This is a genomic window from Leifsonia sp. HAY1-4F, assembly GCF_056755275.1.
Map to the genome: position 1 here is coordinate 1 of NZ_JBNDHX010000031.1, position 15433 is coordinate 15433.

The 15433-nt window shown below is 71.7% G+C and carries 16 protein-coding genes; 11 read left to right on the plus strand and 5 right to left on the minus strand.

What is annotated here, in order from left to right; translation table 11 throughout:
* Window positions 1-797 (minus strand): type IV toxin-antitoxin system AbiEi family antitoxin domain-containing protein (locus ACPYOG_RS08245; RefSeq protein ID WP_481293751.1); only part of this gene is annotated, 797 nt, incomplete at its 3' end.
* A 367-nt stretch (window positions 798-1164) separates the two neighbouring features.
* Between ACPYOG_RS08245 and ACPYOG_RS08250 the strand changes: the two genes are divergently transcribed.
* The gene (locus ACPYOG_RS08250; RefSeq protein WP_481293752.1) at window positions 1165-2160 is read left to right on the plus strand and encodes an SDR family oxidoreductase; all 996 of its coding nucleotides are present in this window, start codon (window positions 1165-1167) and stop codon (window positions 2158-2160) included.
* Window positions 2161-2179: 19 nt separating this feature from the next.
* Here ACPYOG_RS08250 and ACPYOG_RS08255 read toward each other — a convergent pair whose 3' ends face one another.
* Window positions 2180-2470 (minus strand): hypothetical protein, encoded by a 291-nt coding sequence (locus ACPYOG_RS08255; protein ID WP_481293783.1) that lies wholly within the window; start codon window positions 2468-2470, stop codon window positions 2180-2182.
* Here ACPYOG_RS08255 and ACPYOG_RS08260 point away from each other — a divergent pair.
* On the plus strand, window positions 2378-2971 hold the full coding sequence (locus ACPYOG_RS08260) for a protein-L-isoaspartate(D-aspartate) O-methyltransferase (protein WP_481293779.1): 594 nt from the start codon (window positions 2378-2380) through the stop codon (window positions 2969-2971). The genes ACPYOG_RS08255 and ACPYOG_RS08260 overlap by 93 nt on opposite strands.
* Window positions 2972-2996: 25 nt before the next feature.
* Here ACPYOG_RS08260 and ACPYOG_RS08265 read toward each other — a convergent pair whose 3' ends face one another.
* Window positions 2997-3758 (minus strand): gamma-glutamyl-gamma-aminobutyrate hydrolase family protein, encoded by a 762-nt coding sequence (locus tag ACPYOG_RS08265; RefSeq protein ID WP_481293753.1) that lies wholly within the window; start codon window positions 3756-3758, stop codon window positions 2997-2999.
* Window positions 3759-3928: 170 nt separating this feature from the next.
* Between ACPYOG_RS08265 and ACPYOG_RS08270 the strand changes: the two genes are divergently transcribed.
* The 7 genes from ACPYOG_RS08270 to ACPYOG_RS08300 all read left to right on the plus strand — a co-directional run bounded on the left by ACPYOG_RS08270 (window position 3929) and on the right by ACPYOG_RS08300 (window position 11265).
* Window positions 3929-6004, plus strand: a complete 2076-nt coding sequence (locus tag ACPYOG_RS08270; protein ID WP_481293754.1) for a TPM domain-containing protein — start codon at window positions 3929-3931, stop codon at window positions 6002-6004.
* Between the two features lie 55 nt (window positions 6005-6059).
* Window positions 6060-6788 (plus strand): PspA/IM30 family protein, encoded by a 729-nt coding sequence (locus tag ACPYOG_RS08275; protein WP_481293755.1) that lies wholly within the window; start codon window positions 6060-6062, stop codon window positions 6786-6788.
* Window positions 6785-7678 (plus strand): arginase family protein, encoded by an 894-nt coding sequence (locus ACPYOG_RS08280; RefSeq protein ID WP_481293756.1) that lies wholly within the window; start codon window positions 6785-6787, stop codon window positions 7676-7678. The genes ACPYOG_RS08275 and ACPYOG_RS08280 overlap by 4 nt, the downstream gene beginning before the upstream one ends.
* 10 nt (window positions 7679-7688) lie before the next feature.
* Window positions 7689-8474, plus strand: coding sequence for a crotonase/enoyl-CoA hydratase family protein (locus ACPYOG_RS08285; protein ID WP_481293757.1), 786 nt, complete (start codon window positions 7689-7691; stop codon window positions 8472-8474).
* A gap of 127 nt (window positions 8475-8601) precedes the next feature.
* Window positions 8602-10053 (plus strand): dihydrolipoyl dehydrogenase family protein, encoded by a 1452-nt coding sequence (locus tag ACPYOG_RS08290; RefSeq protein ID WP_481293758.1) that lies wholly within the window; start codon window positions 8602-8604, stop codon window positions 10051-10053.
* A 10-nt stretch (window positions 10054-10063) separates the two neighbouring features.
* Window positions 10064-10423 carry a Fe-S oxidoreductase gene (locus ACPYOG_RS08295; protein ID WP_481293759.1) on the plus strand — a complete coding sequence of 120 codons (360 nt, stop codon included), beginning with the start codon at window positions 10064-10066 and terminating at the stop codon, window positions 10421-10423.
* Entirely contained in the window at window positions 10420-11265 is an 846-nt protein-coding gene (locus tag ACPYOG_RS08300) for an SDR family NAD(P)-dependent oxidoreductase (protein WP_481293760.1), read from the plus strand. Before ACPYOG_RS08295 ends, ACPYOG_RS08300 begins: the two co-directional genes overlap by 4 nt.
* A 53-nt stretch (window positions 11266-11318) precedes the next feature.
* Here ACPYOG_RS08300 and ACPYOG_RS08305 read toward each other — a convergent pair whose 3' ends face one another.
* Window positions 11319-11771, minus strand: a complete 453-nt coding sequence (locus ACPYOG_RS08305; protein ID WP_481293761.1) for an SIP domain-containing protein — start codon at window positions 11769-11771, stop codon at window positions 11319-11321.
* 96 nt (window positions 11772-11867) lie between these two features.
* On the opposite strand from ACPYOG_RS08305, the gene ACPYOG_RS08310 reads away from it, so the two are divergent.
* Together ACPYOG_RS08310 and ACPYOG_RS08315 are read left to right on the plus strand one after the other, a co-directional pair.
* Entirely contained in the window at window positions 11868-12932 is a 1065-nt protein-coding gene (locus ACPYOG_RS08310; protein ID WP_481293762.1) for an ATP-dependent DNA ligase, read from the plus strand.
* Window positions 12933-13054: 122 nt separating this feature from the next.
* Complete coding sequence (locus ACPYOG_RS08315; RefSeq protein WP_481293763.1) at window positions 13055-13957, plus strand: UdgX family uracil-DNA binding protein; 903 nt, start codon at window positions 13055-13057, stop codon at window positions 13955-13957.
* Between the two features lie 111 nt (window positions 13958-14068).
* Here ACPYOG_RS08315 and eno read toward each other — a convergent pair whose 3' ends face one another.
* Window positions 14069-15349, minus strand: a complete 1281-nt coding sequence (gene eno, locus ACPYOG_RS08320) for a phosphopyruvate hydratase (RefSeq protein ID WP_481293764.1) — start codon at window positions 15347-15349, stop codon at window positions 14069-14071.
* Between the last annotated feature and the right edge of the window lie 84 nt (window positions 15350-15433).

Sequence of the window (15433 nt, forward strand, 5' to 3'; positions counted from 1 at the left end):
TCCATCGCCCGGAGGACGGCCGGCCAGTTCCTGCGAACCTGGGCGGCGGAGACCCGCATACGCGCCAGTCCACGGGCGCCCAGCCCGGCATCCCTCTGGCGGTCGCGGTCGAACGCCTGGCGATCGCTGTGGAATCCGAATCCATCGACCTCGACATACAGCACGCCGTCGACACGCAGATCGACCCGCCCCACACCCTCGACGTGCACCTGCTGCTCCACGAGGTGGCCGCGGCGCTGGAGCCGCTGGCGCACGATCGACTCGACACCGGAATCGGAGCCCGGCCGAGCGAGTTGCGCTCTCGCGCGAACGTTGGCCGGCGTTCCGGCCAGTACGTCCCGCAAGGCCAGAGGATTCGTCAGTCCCGCAGAGATGGCGGTGTCGAATACCGCCACGGCGGTCTCCTCATCGGCGCACCGCCCCACCGAGCGGAGGCAGTCCGCAAGACTGACCCTCCAGAGCTCCTCGTGCGATTCGGCCGGCCGCCAGTGCCGGACGCAGCCACCCCGCGGTCCCGCCCGGGTGTTCGGAGCGAGCTGAAGATGCAACCGCGTGTCATCGCCTCCCCACAGACCATATGTGCGTGCGGCGGTCACGCACGAGAGCCGTCCTCGCGCGACGACAGCCGTGAGCGCATCGCGCGAGGCGGTGGGCAGCGCGTAGACCCCCTTGCGGATCCGGCGCAGTTCTCCGGCTCGTACGGCTGCCGACAATTGTTCGGACGAAGCCCCGGCGGCGCGGAGCTGATGGGCGGTGGCGATCCCGCCCAGGCGGGTCAACGTGTGCTGGTCGATCATGTGCCCAGTCTCAGTGCGCCGGCGGCATCGTCGCCGGGCCGGCCGCCGATCTGTGGAGAACCCGCAGCAGGCGGGTGCTGTGCAACGAAGGACGAACAGCTTCGAATCTCCTTCGATTGGCAGTAGTGAAGGAGATTCGGCCGGGAGACGGTCGAATCTCCTTCGCAAGCGGGAAGGAACGGAAGTGACGGGAACGGAAGGGTCGGGAACGGAAGGGACGGGAACGGACGGGAGGGAACGGAAGGACCGGATCGGATGATGGGGCACCTCGCGTGCCGCGCCCCGCGGGGTTAGCCTGGCCATTCGGCGGAACCTCCCGGCACCGGCGACGGGCAGGTGCACGACGGGGACGCGTAAAGGAGCGGGCATGGCAGCGACACGGACACTCTTCATCGGTGGGACGGGCGTGATCAGCTCGGCGTGCGTCGCCGAGGCGGTCGATCGCGGACACGAGGTCACGGTGGTCAACCGCGGCGCCAGCTCCACCCGGCCGTTGCCCGACGGTGTGGAGGTGCTGCACGCCGACATCCGCGACCCGGAGAGCGTGCACCGCGTCCTCGGCGAGCGCAGCTTCGACGTGGCGGCGGAGTTCCTCGCGTTCACCCCCGAGCACATCCGGACGGACTTCGACCTGTTCGAGGGACGCGTCGGCCAGTTCGTCTTCATCAGCTCGGCGTCGGCGTACCAGAAGCCGCCGTCGCGCGTCCCGGTCACCGAGTCCACGGCGCTCCGGAACCCCTTCTGGCAGTACTCACGGGACAAGATCGCGTGCGAGGACCTCCTGGTCGAGGCGTACCGCGACCGCGGCTTCCCGGCGACGATCGTCCGCCCCTCGCACACGTACGACCGCACGCTGATCCCGACGACGGGCAGCTGGACCGACCTGGAGCGGATGCGGCGCGGCGCCCCGGTCGTCGTCCACGGCGACGGGACGAGCCGCTGGACGATCACGCACAACACCGACTTCGCCGTCGCCTTCGTCGGCCTGCTCGGCCGGCCGGAGGCGGTGGGCGACGCCTTCCACATCACCGGCGACGAGGCGCCGACCTGGGACGAGATCTACCGCTACCTCGCGGAGGCGCTCGGGGTGGAGGCGGACCTCGTGCACGTGGCCAGCGAATCCATCGCCGCCGTGATTCCCGAGGTGGGGCCGGGTCTCCTCGGCGACAAGGCCCACTCGATGCACTTCGACAACCGGAAGGTCAAAGCGCTCGTGCCCGAGTTCAGCCCTCGGATCCCGTTCGCGCGCGGCGCGGGCGAGATCGTGGAGTGGTACCTGGCCGACCCGGAGCGTCAGCGGGCCGACCCGGACCTGGATGCGGCCTTCGACCGCCTCGTGGAGCACGCCCGCGCGTTCGGATGATCGGCGCGAACCGTGCCGATCAGTAGCCGACCCCGGAGGACGGCGTGGATGAGGACGACGGCATGATCTTCGCGCCGTCGGGCCCCGGATGGCTCACCTCGAGCAGAAGAAATTCGGTCGTGCGCGAGAGCCGCGGCGGTGGTTCAATGGCGGCACGAACCACGAGCACACCTTCGAACGTGCGCGGATGGTCGAGGAGCAGCTCGTCAGCCGCGGGATCGAGGATCAGCGGGTCCTCGATGCGATGAGACGCGTGCCGCGGCACCTGTTCGTCGACGAGCGGGCGGCGCCCTATGCGTACGAGGACCATCCGATGCCCATCGGGGACGGCCAGACCATCTCGCAGCCGTACATCGTCGCCCTGACGCTGGAGGCCGCGCACATCGGTCCGGAGGACGCAGTGCTGGACGTCGGGACCGGCTCCGGCTACGCGGCCGCCGTCGCCGCGGAGGTCGCCCATCGGGTGGTGAGCATCGAGCGGCATCCCGACCTCGCGGTGGAGGCCGCGGCGACGCTCGAAGCGCTCGGGTACCGTGTCGAGGTCGTGACCGGAGACGGGACGCTCGGCTGGCCACCCGGCGCGCCGTACGACGCGATCGTCGCCGCGGCCACTGGACCGTCCGTCCCGCGTCCGTGGGCGGAGCAGCTCGCGCCGGGCGGCCGCATCGTGATGCCCGTCGGCCGGCCGGGAGGAGCGCAGCACCTCGCGCTGTTCACCCGCGGAGACGACGGGATGCTGACGAAGACGGACCTGGGCGCCGTCGCCTTCGTGCCGCTGCTGGGCGACCACGGATGGCCGGTGCAGGAATGACCGCAGCCGTCAGGGACTGAGCGCCTCAGGCCGCGACGACGGACCGGGAGGCGAGCTCCGCATCCAGGATGCCGGACCGCAGGACACCGAGGAGCGCCGTGAGCTGGCCGGCCGGCGCCTGCACGTCCTCCGGGTGCCACTGCACCGCGAGCAAGGGGGCGTCCCGGTGCTCGATCGCTTCGACGTGGCCGTCGTGCGACCGGGCGGTGACGACAAGGCCGGCGGCGATCCGGTCGACCGCCTGGTGGTGCGCGCTGCGGACCTCGACGGGGCGCGCGCCGAGCAGTTCCGCGACGCGGGAATCCACCTCCGGCTGGACCGTGTGGGTGGTGAGCACCTGCGGGATGGGCACCCCGCGGTTCACGTGACCGCACTCGTCGCCGAGGTCCTGCACGAGCGTCCCGCCGAGGGCCACGTTCACGATCTGGAGGCCGCGGCAGATGCCGAGCAGCGGTGTCCGGCGTGCCACGGCGGAGCGGACGAGCGCGATCTGGGCGGCGTCTGCGACCGGAAGGTGCCGGGACTCGTTGGCGTAGCCGGTCTCCGCGCCGTAGAAGCGCGGGTGGATGTCCTCCCCGCCCACGATCACGATGGCGTCCGCCTGCGCGGTGCCGGAGAGCAGAGCAACGGTTCCGCGGTCGGCGGCGAGCCGGATCACGCTCCAGCCGTGGGATCGCGCCTCGGCGATCACGTTGCCGACGAGCAGCTGCACGTAGTCGTGATAGGCGGGGTCGTGCGGGCGGAAGCGCGTCGCCTCGACGACGGCCAGGACAGGCTGCTGCGTCATGCGCTCCTCCTCTCGACCGGATGCCTCCATCCCAGCAGCAGACCCCCGCCGAGCGCACGCGCCGCTGTAACAGGCGGAAACAGTGACAGCGCACAGGCACCGGAAATAGACTCAGCGGGGTACAACCCAGGCCCGAGAGCCGGACCCGAGAACGCGAGGGGTGGATGCGCTTGCCAGGTCTACGTCTGCTGACCGGGGCCTTGCTGGCGCTCGGGCTCGCGGCGGGACCGCTAGCGGTCGGACCGCTCGCGGCGGGACCGTTCGCGGCCGGACAGGGGGCCGTCGCCGCGCAGGACCCCGTCGACTTCGGGGCGGGCCACGTCGTCGACGACGCCCATGTGCTGAGCCAGGGGGACGTGGCGGCCATCACGGCGGCCGCCGAGCAGCTGTACGCCCAGCACCATGTCGACCTGTTCGTCGTGTACGTCGACACCTTCACCGCCCCGACCGAGGCCGCGGACTGGGCCAATGAGACCGCTGCCCGCAACGGGCTCGGCCAGCGCGACTACCTGCTCGCCGTCTCCACAGCAGGGCGCACGTACTACCTCTCCGGCGACGACGCCGGCCCGGTGAGCCCGGAACAGCTCGACGGGATCGAGCAGAACAACGTCGAGCCGAAGCTTCATGCCGGCGACTGGGCGGGAGCGGGAGTCGCCGCCGCGGCCGGCCTCGGCGACGCCCTGGGCGGCTCCGGCGGAGGTGCGACCTTCTTCTGGGTGTTCCTGATCGGCGTCATCGTGGTCGGTGTCCTCGTCTTCCTGCTGGTGCGCACACGCCGTTCGCGGAGGAAGCAGGCCGCCGCTGGGCCGGCGACCCCGCAGAGCGAGCTGCACACCATCCCGCTCGCCGACCTGGAGCGACGAGCCGGTTCGGCGCTCGTGCAGACGGACGACGCCATCCGCACCAGCGAACAGGAGCTCGCGTACGCCACCGCCGAGTACGGCGGCCCGGCTGTCGTGCCGTTCCAGGCGGCGCTCGATGCGGCCAAGGGACAGCTGCGCGAGGCGTTCGCGCTGAAGCAGCGGCTGGATGACGCGGAGCCCGATACGGACGAGCAACGGCGCGAGTGGAACATCCACATCGTCCAGCTGTGCGGCGCGGCCAACCAGGCACTCGACGCCCAAGCCGACGCCTTCGACGAGTTGCGCGCGCTGGAGAAGCGCATCCCGGAGGCGACGGCCGAGCTCACAAGCCGCGTCTCAGCGCTCCGGCAGCGCCTGACGACCGCCCGGTCCACCCTGGACGGGCTCGCCCGGCGTTACGCGGACGCCGCCCTCGCCACGGTGCACGACAACATCGACCAGGCGGGCCAGCGGCTCGACTTCGCCGAGACGGCACTGGCCGGTGCGACGCAGCAGGCGGCGGGGAATGCCGGCGCCGCCGCGGTCGGCGTGCGTGCCGCCGAGGAGTCCGCCGATCAGGCCGGCCTGCTGCTCGACGCCGTCGACCGGCTCGGCACCGACCTGGACGCGGCGCAGCAATCCCTCGACCGTACGATCGCGGAGCTGCGCAGCGATCTCGCGGAGGCACGCGCGCTCGCCGCCTCCAGCGATCCGGGTGGCACGATCGCGGCCACTGCGGCGGGCACGGAGCAGACCGTGACGGATGTCCAGGCAGCGCTGGCTGCGGGCCGGGTGGACCCGCTGGAGCTCGCCCGGCGGCTCGACGCCGCCAACCGGTCGATCGACGCCGTCCTGCAGGGCGTCCGCGACGCCCGGGCGCAGGCGCAGCGCGCCCAGTCTGCGCTGCAGCAGACGCTTCTGACAGCGCGTGCCCGGGTGTCCGCGTGCGAGGACTTCCTCACCGCTCGGCGCGGAGCGGTAGGACCCGCAGCCCGCACCCGGCTCGCCGAGGCGTCGCGCCTCGTCGCGCAGGCGGAGCAGACGGGCGCGACGGATGCGGTGTCCGCGCTCGCACAGGCGCAGCGCGCCGCCCAGCTCGCGGACGAGGCCACGCAGCTGGCACAGCAGGATGTCGGCGGGTTCCAGCCCGGAATGGGCGGCGGCCTGGGCGGCGTCTTCGGCGGAGGGACGGTCGGTCCCGGCGGAGGGGGCGGCGCAGTCGGCGCCATCCTCGGCGGCATCCTGATCGACTCCGTTCTCGGCGGCGGCCTCGGCGGCGGCGGCGGCTGGGGCGGCGGCGGGAGCTGGGGCGGCGGCGGCAGCGGCTGGGGCGGCGGCGGCTTCAGTGCCGGAAGCTTCGGCGGAGGCGGCACGCGGAGCCGGCGCGGCGGCGGACGGTTCTGAACGACCTGACGTAACACGGATGATCGCCCTCGGGCGGAAGCGAAAGGAAGACCACATGGCGAAGCAGTCCATCTTCGGACGGATCTCGCAGCTCTTGCGGGCGAACGTCAACTCCCTCCTCGATCAGGCGGAGGACCCGGGGAAGATGCTGGACCAGCTGGTCCGCGACTTCACGAACAGCATCGCGGACGCCGAGAGCGCGATCGCGGAGACCATCGGCAACCTGCGCATGCTCGAGGACGACCACCGCGAAGACGTGGACGCCGCGGGCGAGTGGGGCGACAAGGCGCTCGCCGCGAGCCGCCAGGCGGACCAGTATCGCGCCGCCGGCGATACGGCGAACGCAGACAAGTTCGACAATCTCGCGAAGGTGGCGCTGCAGCGGCAGATCTCGGCCGAGAACGAGGCGAAGGCCGCCGAGCCGCAGATCGCCGCGCAGACCGAGGTCGTCGAGAAGCTGAAGACCGGCCTGAACCAGATGAAGGAGAAGCTGGAGCAGCTGAAGAGCAAGCGCGCCGAGCTGGTCGCGCGAGCCGCGAGCGCCCGGGCGCAGTCGCAGGTGATGGATGCCGTCAAGAGCATCGACATCATGGATCCGACCAGCGAGGTCTCCCGCTTCGAGGAGAAGATCCGCCGCGAGGAGGCCCGCGTGCGCGGCGCGCAGGAGCTCGCCTCCTCCAGCCTCGACGCCCAGTTCGAGCAGCTGGACGACCTGGGCGAGCTGACCGAGGTGGATGCGCGGCTCGCGGCGCTGAAGGCCGGCACGTCGGGCGCTGAGGCGTGAGCCCCGCATCCTTCCTCGTCGTCCCGCAGTGGCAGGGCTCGGGGTCCTCGCGCGCGATGCGCCTCATCGACGGCGCCGACGCCATCCGCGGCGACCTGCCGCCCGCCCGCACGCATGTGGTCCCGGTGCCGGCGACGGCGGGCGAGTCCCTCGGCACGGGCGTGAACCGCTTCTCGTCCCTGGCCGCCGTGCGCGAGGCGACGGCGGCGGAGCTTGGGCTGCTGGAGGCTCCCGTGATCACGATCGGCGGCGACTGCGGCGCGGAGCTGGGCGCGGTGCAGCATGCGCTGGGAGCGCATCCCGCCGGCTCGGTCGCCGTGGTCTGGTTCGACGCCCACGGCGACCTCAACGACGTCGCCTCCTCCCCCTCCGGAGCGTTCCACGGGATGGTGCTCCGCGCGCTCCTCGGCGAGGGGCCGGACGGTCTGGCCTCGGCCGGGGCGAACGTGCTGGAGCCGCTGCAGCTCATCCTCGCCGGCACGCGTGCGCTGGACGACGGCGAGTCCGCCTTCGTGGAGGAGCACGCCATCCGCGTCCTCTCCCCCGACGAGCTGGACGACCCGGACGCCCTGGTGGAGGCGGTGGCCGCCACGGGCGCGACGGCGGTGTACGTGCACATCGACCTCGACGTGCTCGATCCGTCCTCGATCGACGGGATCGGCTACCCGGAGCCGTTCGGCGTGCAGCCCGAGCGGCTGACCGAGGCGGTCCGGGCACTCCGCCGCCGGTTCGACCTGGCCGGAGCCGGCCTGATGGAGTTCGCCCCCGAATCCCCGGACGCGGCCGGACGCGACCTCCCGGTCATCCTGCGCATCCTCGGGGCACTCACCGGGCCGACGGCCTCGCCGGCAGCGGCCACGCCGCCCGTGGGCCCAGAGGCAGGGCAGTAGCGTGGAGGCCATGAGCGAGCCGAAGATCATCACGGAGCGGCGGGGCCACATCCTGCTCATCGGGCTGAATCGCCCGGAGAAGCGCAACGCCGCCGACTTCGACCTGCTGACCCGGCTGGCGGACGCCTACGGGGAGCTGGAGCGCGATCCCGAGCTCCGGGTCGGGCTGGTGCACGGGCTGGGCGACCACTTCACGGCCGGCCTCGACCTCGCAGACCTCGGCCCGCGCATCGGAGCCGACGGGCTGTCGTTCGTCGGCCCGGACGGCATCGACCCCTGGCAGGTGTCGGGAACGCCCCTGACGAAGCCGGTCGTGATCGCGGTCCAGGGCACCTGTCTCACGCTCGGCGTCGAGCTCATCCTGGCCTCCGACATCGCGGTCGCCGCGCGCGGCACCCGGTTCGGACAGATCGAGGTCACCCGCGGCATCCTGCCGTTCGGCGGCGCGACGCTGCGCTTCCCGCGGGCGGTGGGATGGGGCAACGCGATGCGCCACATCCTCACCGGCGACCTCTTCGACGCCGCGGAGGCGCATCGCATCGGCCTCGTGCAGGAGGTCGTCGACGACGGGACGCAGTTCGATCGCGCCCTGGAACTGGCGGAGCGGATCGCCGCGCAGGCGCCGCTCGCGGTGCAGGCCGCCCTCGCGAACGCCAAGCGCGCCGTGCGCGCCGGCGACGCGGCGGCCGAGGCCGAGCTGCAGCCCGCCCTGGTGCGGCTGGCCGCGAGCGAGGACGCGCGCATCGGGATGGAGGCGTTCCTCACGCGCACCGAGGCGCAGTTCGTGGGGCGGTGACCCTCCCGGTCCTCGCGGACTCCGTATCCCGGAGGGGGCCACCGGGCGACAGGCCGCACGGGGACAGCACGATACGGCGGACAGGACGAGAATCGCGGCGGGGTCCGCGGGAGAGCAGGGAGTGGGCATGACGGAGACCAGGGACTACGACGTCATCGTGATGGGGGCGGGCGCAGTCGGCGAGAACGTCGCGGACCGCGCCGTTCAGGGTGGGATGAAGACGGTCATCGTCGAGTCGGAGCTCGTCGGCGGGGAATGCTCGTACTGGGCCTGCATGCCGTCCAAGACGCTGCTGCGCAGCGGAGCGCTGCTGCGGGCGGCGCAGAAGGTCGGGGGCACGCGGGAGGCGATCACCGGCGACTTGGATGTGGCGGCGGTGCTCAAGCGCCGCGACGAGATGACAAGCAACTGGAACGACAGCGGACAGGTCGAGTGGCTCGAGGGCGCCGGCATCGACCTCGTCCGCGGCTGGGGCGTCATCACGGCGCCGCGCGAGGTGACCGTCACCGCGGAGGACGGCACGGTCACCGTGCTACGCGCGAAGCACGCCGTCGCGGTATCGACCGGCTCCGCCTCGCTGCTCCCCGACATCCCGGGCCTGCGGGAGAGCGAGCCGTGGTCCAGCCGCGAGGCGACGAGTGCGCAGCGCGTCCCCCTGTCGCTGGCCATCCTCGGCGGCGGCGTCGTGGCCACTGAGATGGCGACGGCCTACGCCGGGTTCGGCACCGAGGTCCACCTCATCGCGCGCAGCGGACTGCTGGCCGGAGACGAGCCGTTCGCCGGAGAGCTGGTGGCCGAGTCCCTCACGAAGCTGGGCGTCACCCTCCACCTCGACACCGAGACCCGCCGCGTGGAGCGCACGGACGACGAGGGCTTCCGGCTGGAGCTGAGCGACGACACGGTGCTCGAGACCGACGAGTTCCTCGTGGCGACGGGCCGCGTCCCGCGCACCTTCGGCATCGGTCTCGACGCCTTCGGTCTGGAGGACGGCGGCTGGCTGAGAGTGGACGACAGCCTCCGTGTGCTGGGCGCCGACGGCGAACCGGTCGACGGCGGCTGGCTGTACGGAGTGGGCGACGTCAACCACCGCGCGTTGCTGACGCACCAGGGCAAGTACCAGGCGCGCGCCGCCGGAGACGCCATCGCCGCACGCGCCCACGGACGGGACGTGTCGCTCGAGCCGTGGGGTGCATTCGTGGCGACCGCCGACCATGAGGCGGTCCCCCAGGTGACGTTCACCGACCCGGAGGTCGCGTCGGTGGGATTGACCGCAGCGCGGGCCGAGAAGGCCGGCTACCGCATCCGGGTCGTCGACTATCCCATCGGCAAGGTCTCGGGCGCGTACGTCGTCGCCGACGGCTACGAGGGCACGGCACGCATGGTCGTCGATGAGGACCGGAAAGTGGTCCTCGGAGTGACCTTCGTCGGCCAGGAGGTCGGCGAGCTGCTGCACTCCGCGACCGTGGCGATCGTCGGGGAGGTGCCGCTCGACCGGCTGTGGCACGCCGTGCCGTCGTACCCGACGGTCAGCGAGGTGTGGCTGCGGCTGCTGGAAGCGTACGGGCGGCCGGAGAAATGAGCGCAGCGAAATGAGCACAACCCGTGAGCTCTCCCGCGCGATCACGCGCGCCGGCTATCTGTACGCCACCGCGGTCGGGCTGGTCTGGGGGTTCGTCTGGAGCACCGGGCGCATCGAGCGCCGCGGCGGCCTGACCGTCTTCCGGGGCATGCCGAAGGCGACGTTCGGCCGAGGCGGATCGTGCGTCGGCGGCGTCTACCTGACGGACCACAACGTGAGCGACGACATTCTCGAGCACGAGGCCGTCCACAAAGAGCAATGGCAGCAGTACGGGATGCTGTTCCCGTTCCTGTACCTCCTGGCCGGACGCGACCCCCTGGGCAACCGGTTCGAGATCGAGGCGGGCCTGGAGAAGGGCGGGTACTTATGACACGCACGAACGTCGTCACGGGCGCAAGCTCCGGAATCGGTGCCGTCGCCGCCGGGACACTGGCTGCGGGCGGGGACGAGGTCGCGGTGGTCGGCCGCAACCCGGAGCGGACGCGCGCGGTCGCGGAGCGCATCGGCGCGACGCCCTTCCTGGCCGACTTCGAACGCCTCGACGACGTCCGGGCGCTGGCCGAGGCCCTGCTCGATCGCTACGAGACGATCGACGTGCTCGCCAACAACGCAGGCGGGCTCTACCACGAGCGGGAGCTGACCGTGGATGGGCATGAGCGCACCATCCAGGCGAACCATCTCGCGCCCTTCCTGCTCACCGCTCTGCTGCGACCCCGGCTGGTGGAGACAGCGGCGACCGGCCGGGACGTGCGGGTCGTCTCGACGGCCAGTATGGCGAACCGCTTCGGCAACCTGCGCGTGGACGACCTCGACTGGGAGCGACGGCCCTGGCAGGGCGGCTGGCGTGCGTACGGCACCGCGAAGCTGGCGACGATCCTGTTCGCCGCCGAGCTCGCCGAACGGCTGACCGGCACGGGCGTCTCCGCCTACTCGTTCCATCCCGGGACGATCGCCACCAATTTCGGCAACTCGTCGCCGCTGATCCGCTTCGGCCACCTGGTCACGCGGAGCTCGTTCGGCATCCCGGTGACGGCGGGCGCAGCGCCGTTGGTGTTCCTGGCCGGACCCGTTGCCGTCGGCGCGCCGAGCGGGACGTACTTCGACCGGCTGAACGCGAACGGCCGGACGCATCCGCAGGCGCGCAGCGCCCAGCTGGGCCGCGACCTCTGGACCGCGAGCGCGGAGCTGGTCGGGGTCGACGTCGCCGCCTAGGGCGGATCCCGCGTAGGTCCTATTCCCGTCTGGGGCGTCCCGCCTAGCGCGGATCAGCGGGCCGAGAGACCCGGTGTCGAGACGGCGGCCGGCGACATGCCCACCGTTCCGACGAGGTGGTCGCGCACCTCGGTGGCGAGGGCGAAGCCGCCGGTGACGATGGCGCGGGTCTCGCCCGGGCCGTCGCACAGCATCTCGTCGCACCAGGCACGCACCGCGCGCGCTGCGGCCTCGCCGCGGGCGCAGCGCTCCCCCGTCCCGGGCCGGCCGCTGCGGTCGGACCGCGGCAGCCAGGTGAGCGTCACGCGTAGCGGTGTGCCGAGCGGCACGATCTGGGAGGCGTCGTCGACCTCGACGAAGACGCGCCCACGTGCACAGAGCGGCAGCAGCGCCAGCTCGGCCGAGAGCTCCACGAGCGAGGTCTCGTCGCCGACGACCAGGAACTGGACGCGGTCGTCGGCGTGCGCTGTGGAGGCGGTGTGGGTGGCGTGATCGGGACGGTACATGACGCTTCTAGTATAGGCGAGCCTTACCTAACCTTCCGTGGCCGGTAGCCGACCGCATCCCTTCCCGACACCGGCGGTTCGCGGCATGATCGGAGCATGCAGCCTTCCGCCTCCTCCCCGATCGCTCCGATGCTCGCGAAGGCGGTGCCCGAGGTGCCGGAACCGGACAGTGTGGCGGGTGGGTTGAGCTACGAGCCCAAGTGGGACGGCTTCCGCGCCATCGTCTACGCCGACGGCGAGGGAGCCGTGGAGTCGGTGGAGATCGGCAGCCGCGGATCCAAGATGCTGACCCGCTACTTCCCGGAGCTCGTGGAGGCGTTCCGCAGCATCCTGCCCGGTCCGTGCGTCCTCGACGGCGAGATCGTGGTGCCCACCGGCGAGCCCGGGAAGCAGCGGCTGGACTGGGAGGCGCTGTCGCAGCGCATCCATCCGGCCGCGAGCCGGGTGAAGCTGCTGTCCGAGAAGACGCCGGCCACCTTCGTGGCCTTCGACCTGCTCGCGATCGGCGACGAGTCGTTCGTCGACCGGCCCTTCGCCGAGCGCCGCGCCGCGCTGGAGGAGTTCGCCGGCGACCTCCCGGCCCCCATCGCGCTGACCCGCACGACGACCGATGTAGACGTCGCCCGCCACTGGCTGGTGGAGTTCGAGGGCGCCGGGCTCGATGGCGTGGTCGCGAAGCCGTTCTCCGGCGTGTATGCGCCGAACAAGCGCACCATGCTCAAGATCAAGCACCACCGGACGGCCGATGTCGTGGCGCTCGGCTATCGCATCCACAAGAGCGGTCAGGGCGTCGGCTCGCTGCTGGTCGGGCTCTACGGCGACGACGGGATGCTGCGCAACGTGGGCGGAGTCTCCGCGTTCAGCGATGCGAAACGACTCGCGCTGATCGACGAGCTGGCCCCGCTGGTCGAGCGCGACGAGAGCGGCGAGGCCGTCACCGGCGAGACCGACCGCAGCCGGTTCTCCTCCGGCAAGGACGTCTCGTTCGTGCGCCTCCGGCCCGAGCGCGTGCTCGAGGTGCGATACGACCAGATGGAGGGGATGCGGTTCCGCCACACCGCCCAGTTCGAGCGGTGGCGCCCCGACCGCGAGGCGTCCTCGTGCACCTTCGACCAGCTCGACCGCCCCATCGCCTACGACCTCGCCGACGTCCTGACCTGACCACCCCCACCCCCCCACCGTCGAGTCCGCACAGACTGCACGTCGGCGCGGCGTGTCGTGTGCAATCTCTGCGGACTCGGTGGTGGTTGCGCGGGCTGCGGGGCGGTGGTTGCGTGGCGCGTATGGCGGATGAGGAACGGCCGGGGGCGGAGCGCTTCCTGCCGGAGGCGCGCGACCTGGCGAGCCTGCGGGCGGCGGCGGCGGACTGCCGCGGCTGCGAGCTGTACCGCGACGCGACGCAGGTCGTCTTCTCCACGGGACATGCTCGGACCGCCCTCGTCCTCGTGGGCGAGCAGCCGGGCGACCGGGAGGACGTCGAGGGCGCGCCGTTCGTCGGGCCGGCGGGGCGCATCCTCGATCAGGCGCTGCGGGACGCCGGTATCGACCGCGACGAGGTCTACCTGACCAACGCGGTCAAGCATTTCCGCTTCCACCGCCAGGGCAAGCGGCGCATCCACGAGAAGCCCGCCGTCGGGAACATCGTTGCGTGCCACCCGTGGCTGGAGGCGGAACTGGACGCGGTCCAGCCGCTGGTCGTCGTCTGCATGGGCGCCACGGCCGGACGGAGCGTGCTCGGCCGGACGACGCGCATCCAGCAGGAGCGGGGACGCCTCCAGGAATCGCCCGAGGGCCGTGCGGTGCTCGTGACCACGCACCCGTCCGCGCTCCTGCGGCTGAAGGACGACCCGGGATGGGATGCCGCGTACGACGCGTTCGTCTCCGACCTGGAGGCCGCGGCGAAAGCGGCGAAAACGGCAAAGGCCGCCGGCACCACGAAAGGGTCCGAGACCCCCTGCACCCTACCGATCCTGTCCGCTCTTCCGGTCCGCACGCGCCCGCTCCAGGGGTCCGCACGCGCCCGCTCCGCCGCTCCGCCGCTCCGTCCATCCGCCGCTCCGCCGGTCTTCGAGCCCGCCGGGTCCGCCGAAGTGCTCGTTGTTGCACGCGACACGCCGGACTGGCGTGCAACAACGAGCACTTCGGCGAAAGGGAACGTGGGCGCGGACAGGACGGGAACGGGATGAGACGCGGAACGGCCCCCGAGGCGGAACCCCGGGGGCCGAACTCAGCGCGCGAACGAGGCGCGCGCTACGCGGGCGCCCGCTACGCGGGAGCGCGCTACGCGGTTGCGCGCGTTACGCGGTGAAGCGCGGGAAGGCGCTGCGGCCGGCGTAGACGGCGGCGTCGCCCAGCTCCTCCTCGATGCGGAGCAGCTGGTTGTACTTGGCGACGCGCTCCGAGCGGGCCGGTGCGCCCGTCTTGATCTGGCCGGAGTTCGTGGCGACCGCGAGGTCCGCGATCGTGGTGTCCTCGGTCTCGCCGGAACGGTGCGAGAGCACGGCGGTCATGCCGCTGCGCTGCGCGAGCGAGACGGCGTCGAGCGTCTCGGTGAGCGTGCCGATCTGGTTCACCTTGACCAGGATGCTGTTCGCCGCGCGCTTCGTGATGCCCTCGGCGAGGCGCTTCGGGTTGGTGACGAACAGGTCGTCGCCGACCAGCTGCAGGGTGGCGCCGAGCTCGGCGTTCAGGTGTGTCCAGCCGTCCCAGTCGTCCTCGGCCAGCGGGTCCTCGATCGAGACCAGCGGGTAGTTCGCCGCGAGCTCCTGGTAGTAAGCGCTCATCTCGGCCGCGGTGCGGTCCTGGCCTTCGAAGCGGTAGACGCCGTTCTCGAAGAATTCGGTGGATGCCACATCCAGGCCGAGCGCGATGTCCCGTCCGACGGTGAAGCCGGCCTTCTCGATGGCCTCGGAGATCAGGTCGAGCGCTGCGCGGTTGTTCTCGAGCTCCGGCGCGAAGCCGCCCTCGTCGCCGAGGCCCGTGTTCAGGCCCTTCGACTTCAGCAGCGCCTTGAGCGAGTGGTAGGTCTCGACCCCCCAGCGCAGGCCCTCGGAGTAGGTCTCCGCGCCGATCGGCAGGACCATGAACTCCTGGATGTCGACGCCGGTGTCCGCGTGCGCTCCGCCGTTGATGATGTTCATCATCGGGACGGGCAGGACGTGCGCGTTCGGGCCGCCGAGGTAGCGGAACAGCGGCAGGTCGGCCGAGTCGGCCGCGGCCTTGGCGACGGCGAGGCTGACGCCGAGGATGGCGTTCGCGCCCAGGCGCTTCTTGTTGTCGGTGCCGTCGAGCGCGATCATCGCGTCGTCGACGAGTCGCTGGTCGGCGGCGTCGAAGCCCTCGATCTCGGGCCCGATCTCGTCGAGCACCGCATCCACGGCCTTGAGAACGCCCTTGCCCTGGTAGCGGTCCTTGTCGCCGTCTCGCAGCTCGTAGGCCTCGAACGCCCCGGTGGATGCGCCGGACGGGACGGCGGCGCGGCTGACCGTGCCGTCCTCGAGGAGCACCTCGACCTCGACGGTCGGGTTACCGCGCGAGTCCAAGATCTCGCGAGCGCCTACAGCTTCGATTGCAGCCACAACTGTCTCCTTGCGTGGTTTTTTGTGGGATTCCTCCGTCAGTCTAGTGACGGAGGGTGTCGAGGATCAGCCCGGCGGCCTCAG

What these genes read in the sequence shown, in the direction of transcription:
- ACPYOG_RS08310 (WP_481293762.1), top strand. Translation starts at nt 11,868, where the DNA reads ATGCAGCCTTCCGCCTCCTCCCCGATCGCTCCGATGCTCGCGAAGGCG.
- ACPYOG_RS08295 (WP_481293759.1), top strand. Translation starts at nt 10,064, where the DNA reads ATGAGCACAACCCGTGAGCTCTCCCGCGCGATCACGCGCGCCGGCTAT.
- ACPYOG_RS08300 (WP_481293760.1), top strand. Translation starts at nt 10,420, where the DNA reads ATGACACGCACGAACGTCGTCACGGGCGCAAGCTCCGGAATCGGTGCC.
- ACPYOG_RS08265 (WP_481293753.1), bottom strand. Translation starts at nt 3,758, where the DNA reads ATGACGCAGCAGCCTGTCCTGGCCGTCGTCGAGGCGACGCGCTTCCGC.
- ACPYOG_RS08290 (WP_481293758.1), top strand. Translation starts at nt 8,602, where the DNA reads ATGACGGAGACCAGGGACTACGACGTCATCGTGATGGGGGCGGGCGCA.
- ACPYOG_RS08250 (WP_481293752.1), top strand. Translation starts at nt 1,165, where the DNA reads ATGGCAGCGACACGGACACTCTTCATCGGTGGGACGGGCGTGATCAGC.
- ACPYOG_RS08255 (WP_481293783.1), bottom strand. Translation starts at nt 2,470, where the DNA reads ATGGTCCTCGTACGCATAGGGCGCCGCCCGCTCGTCGACGAACAGGTG.
- ACPYOG_RS08315 (WP_481293763.1), top strand. Translation starts at nt 13,055, where the DNA reads ATGGCGGATGAGGAACGGCCGGGGGCGGAGCGCTTCCTGCCGGAGGCG.
- ACPYOG_RS08305 (WP_481293761.1), bottom strand. Translation starts at nt 11,771, where the DNA reads ATGTACCGTCCCGATCACGCCACCCACACCGCCTCCACAGCGCACGCC.
- ACPYOG_RS08285 (WP_481293757.1), top strand. Translation starts at nt 7,689, where the DNA reads ATGAGCGAGCCGAAGATCATCACGGAGCGGCGGGGCCACATCCTGCTC.
- ACPYOG_RS08275 (WP_481293755.1), top strand. Translation starts at nt 6,060, where the DNA reads ATGGCGAAGCAGTCCATCTTCGGACGGATCTCGCAGCTCTTGCGGGCG.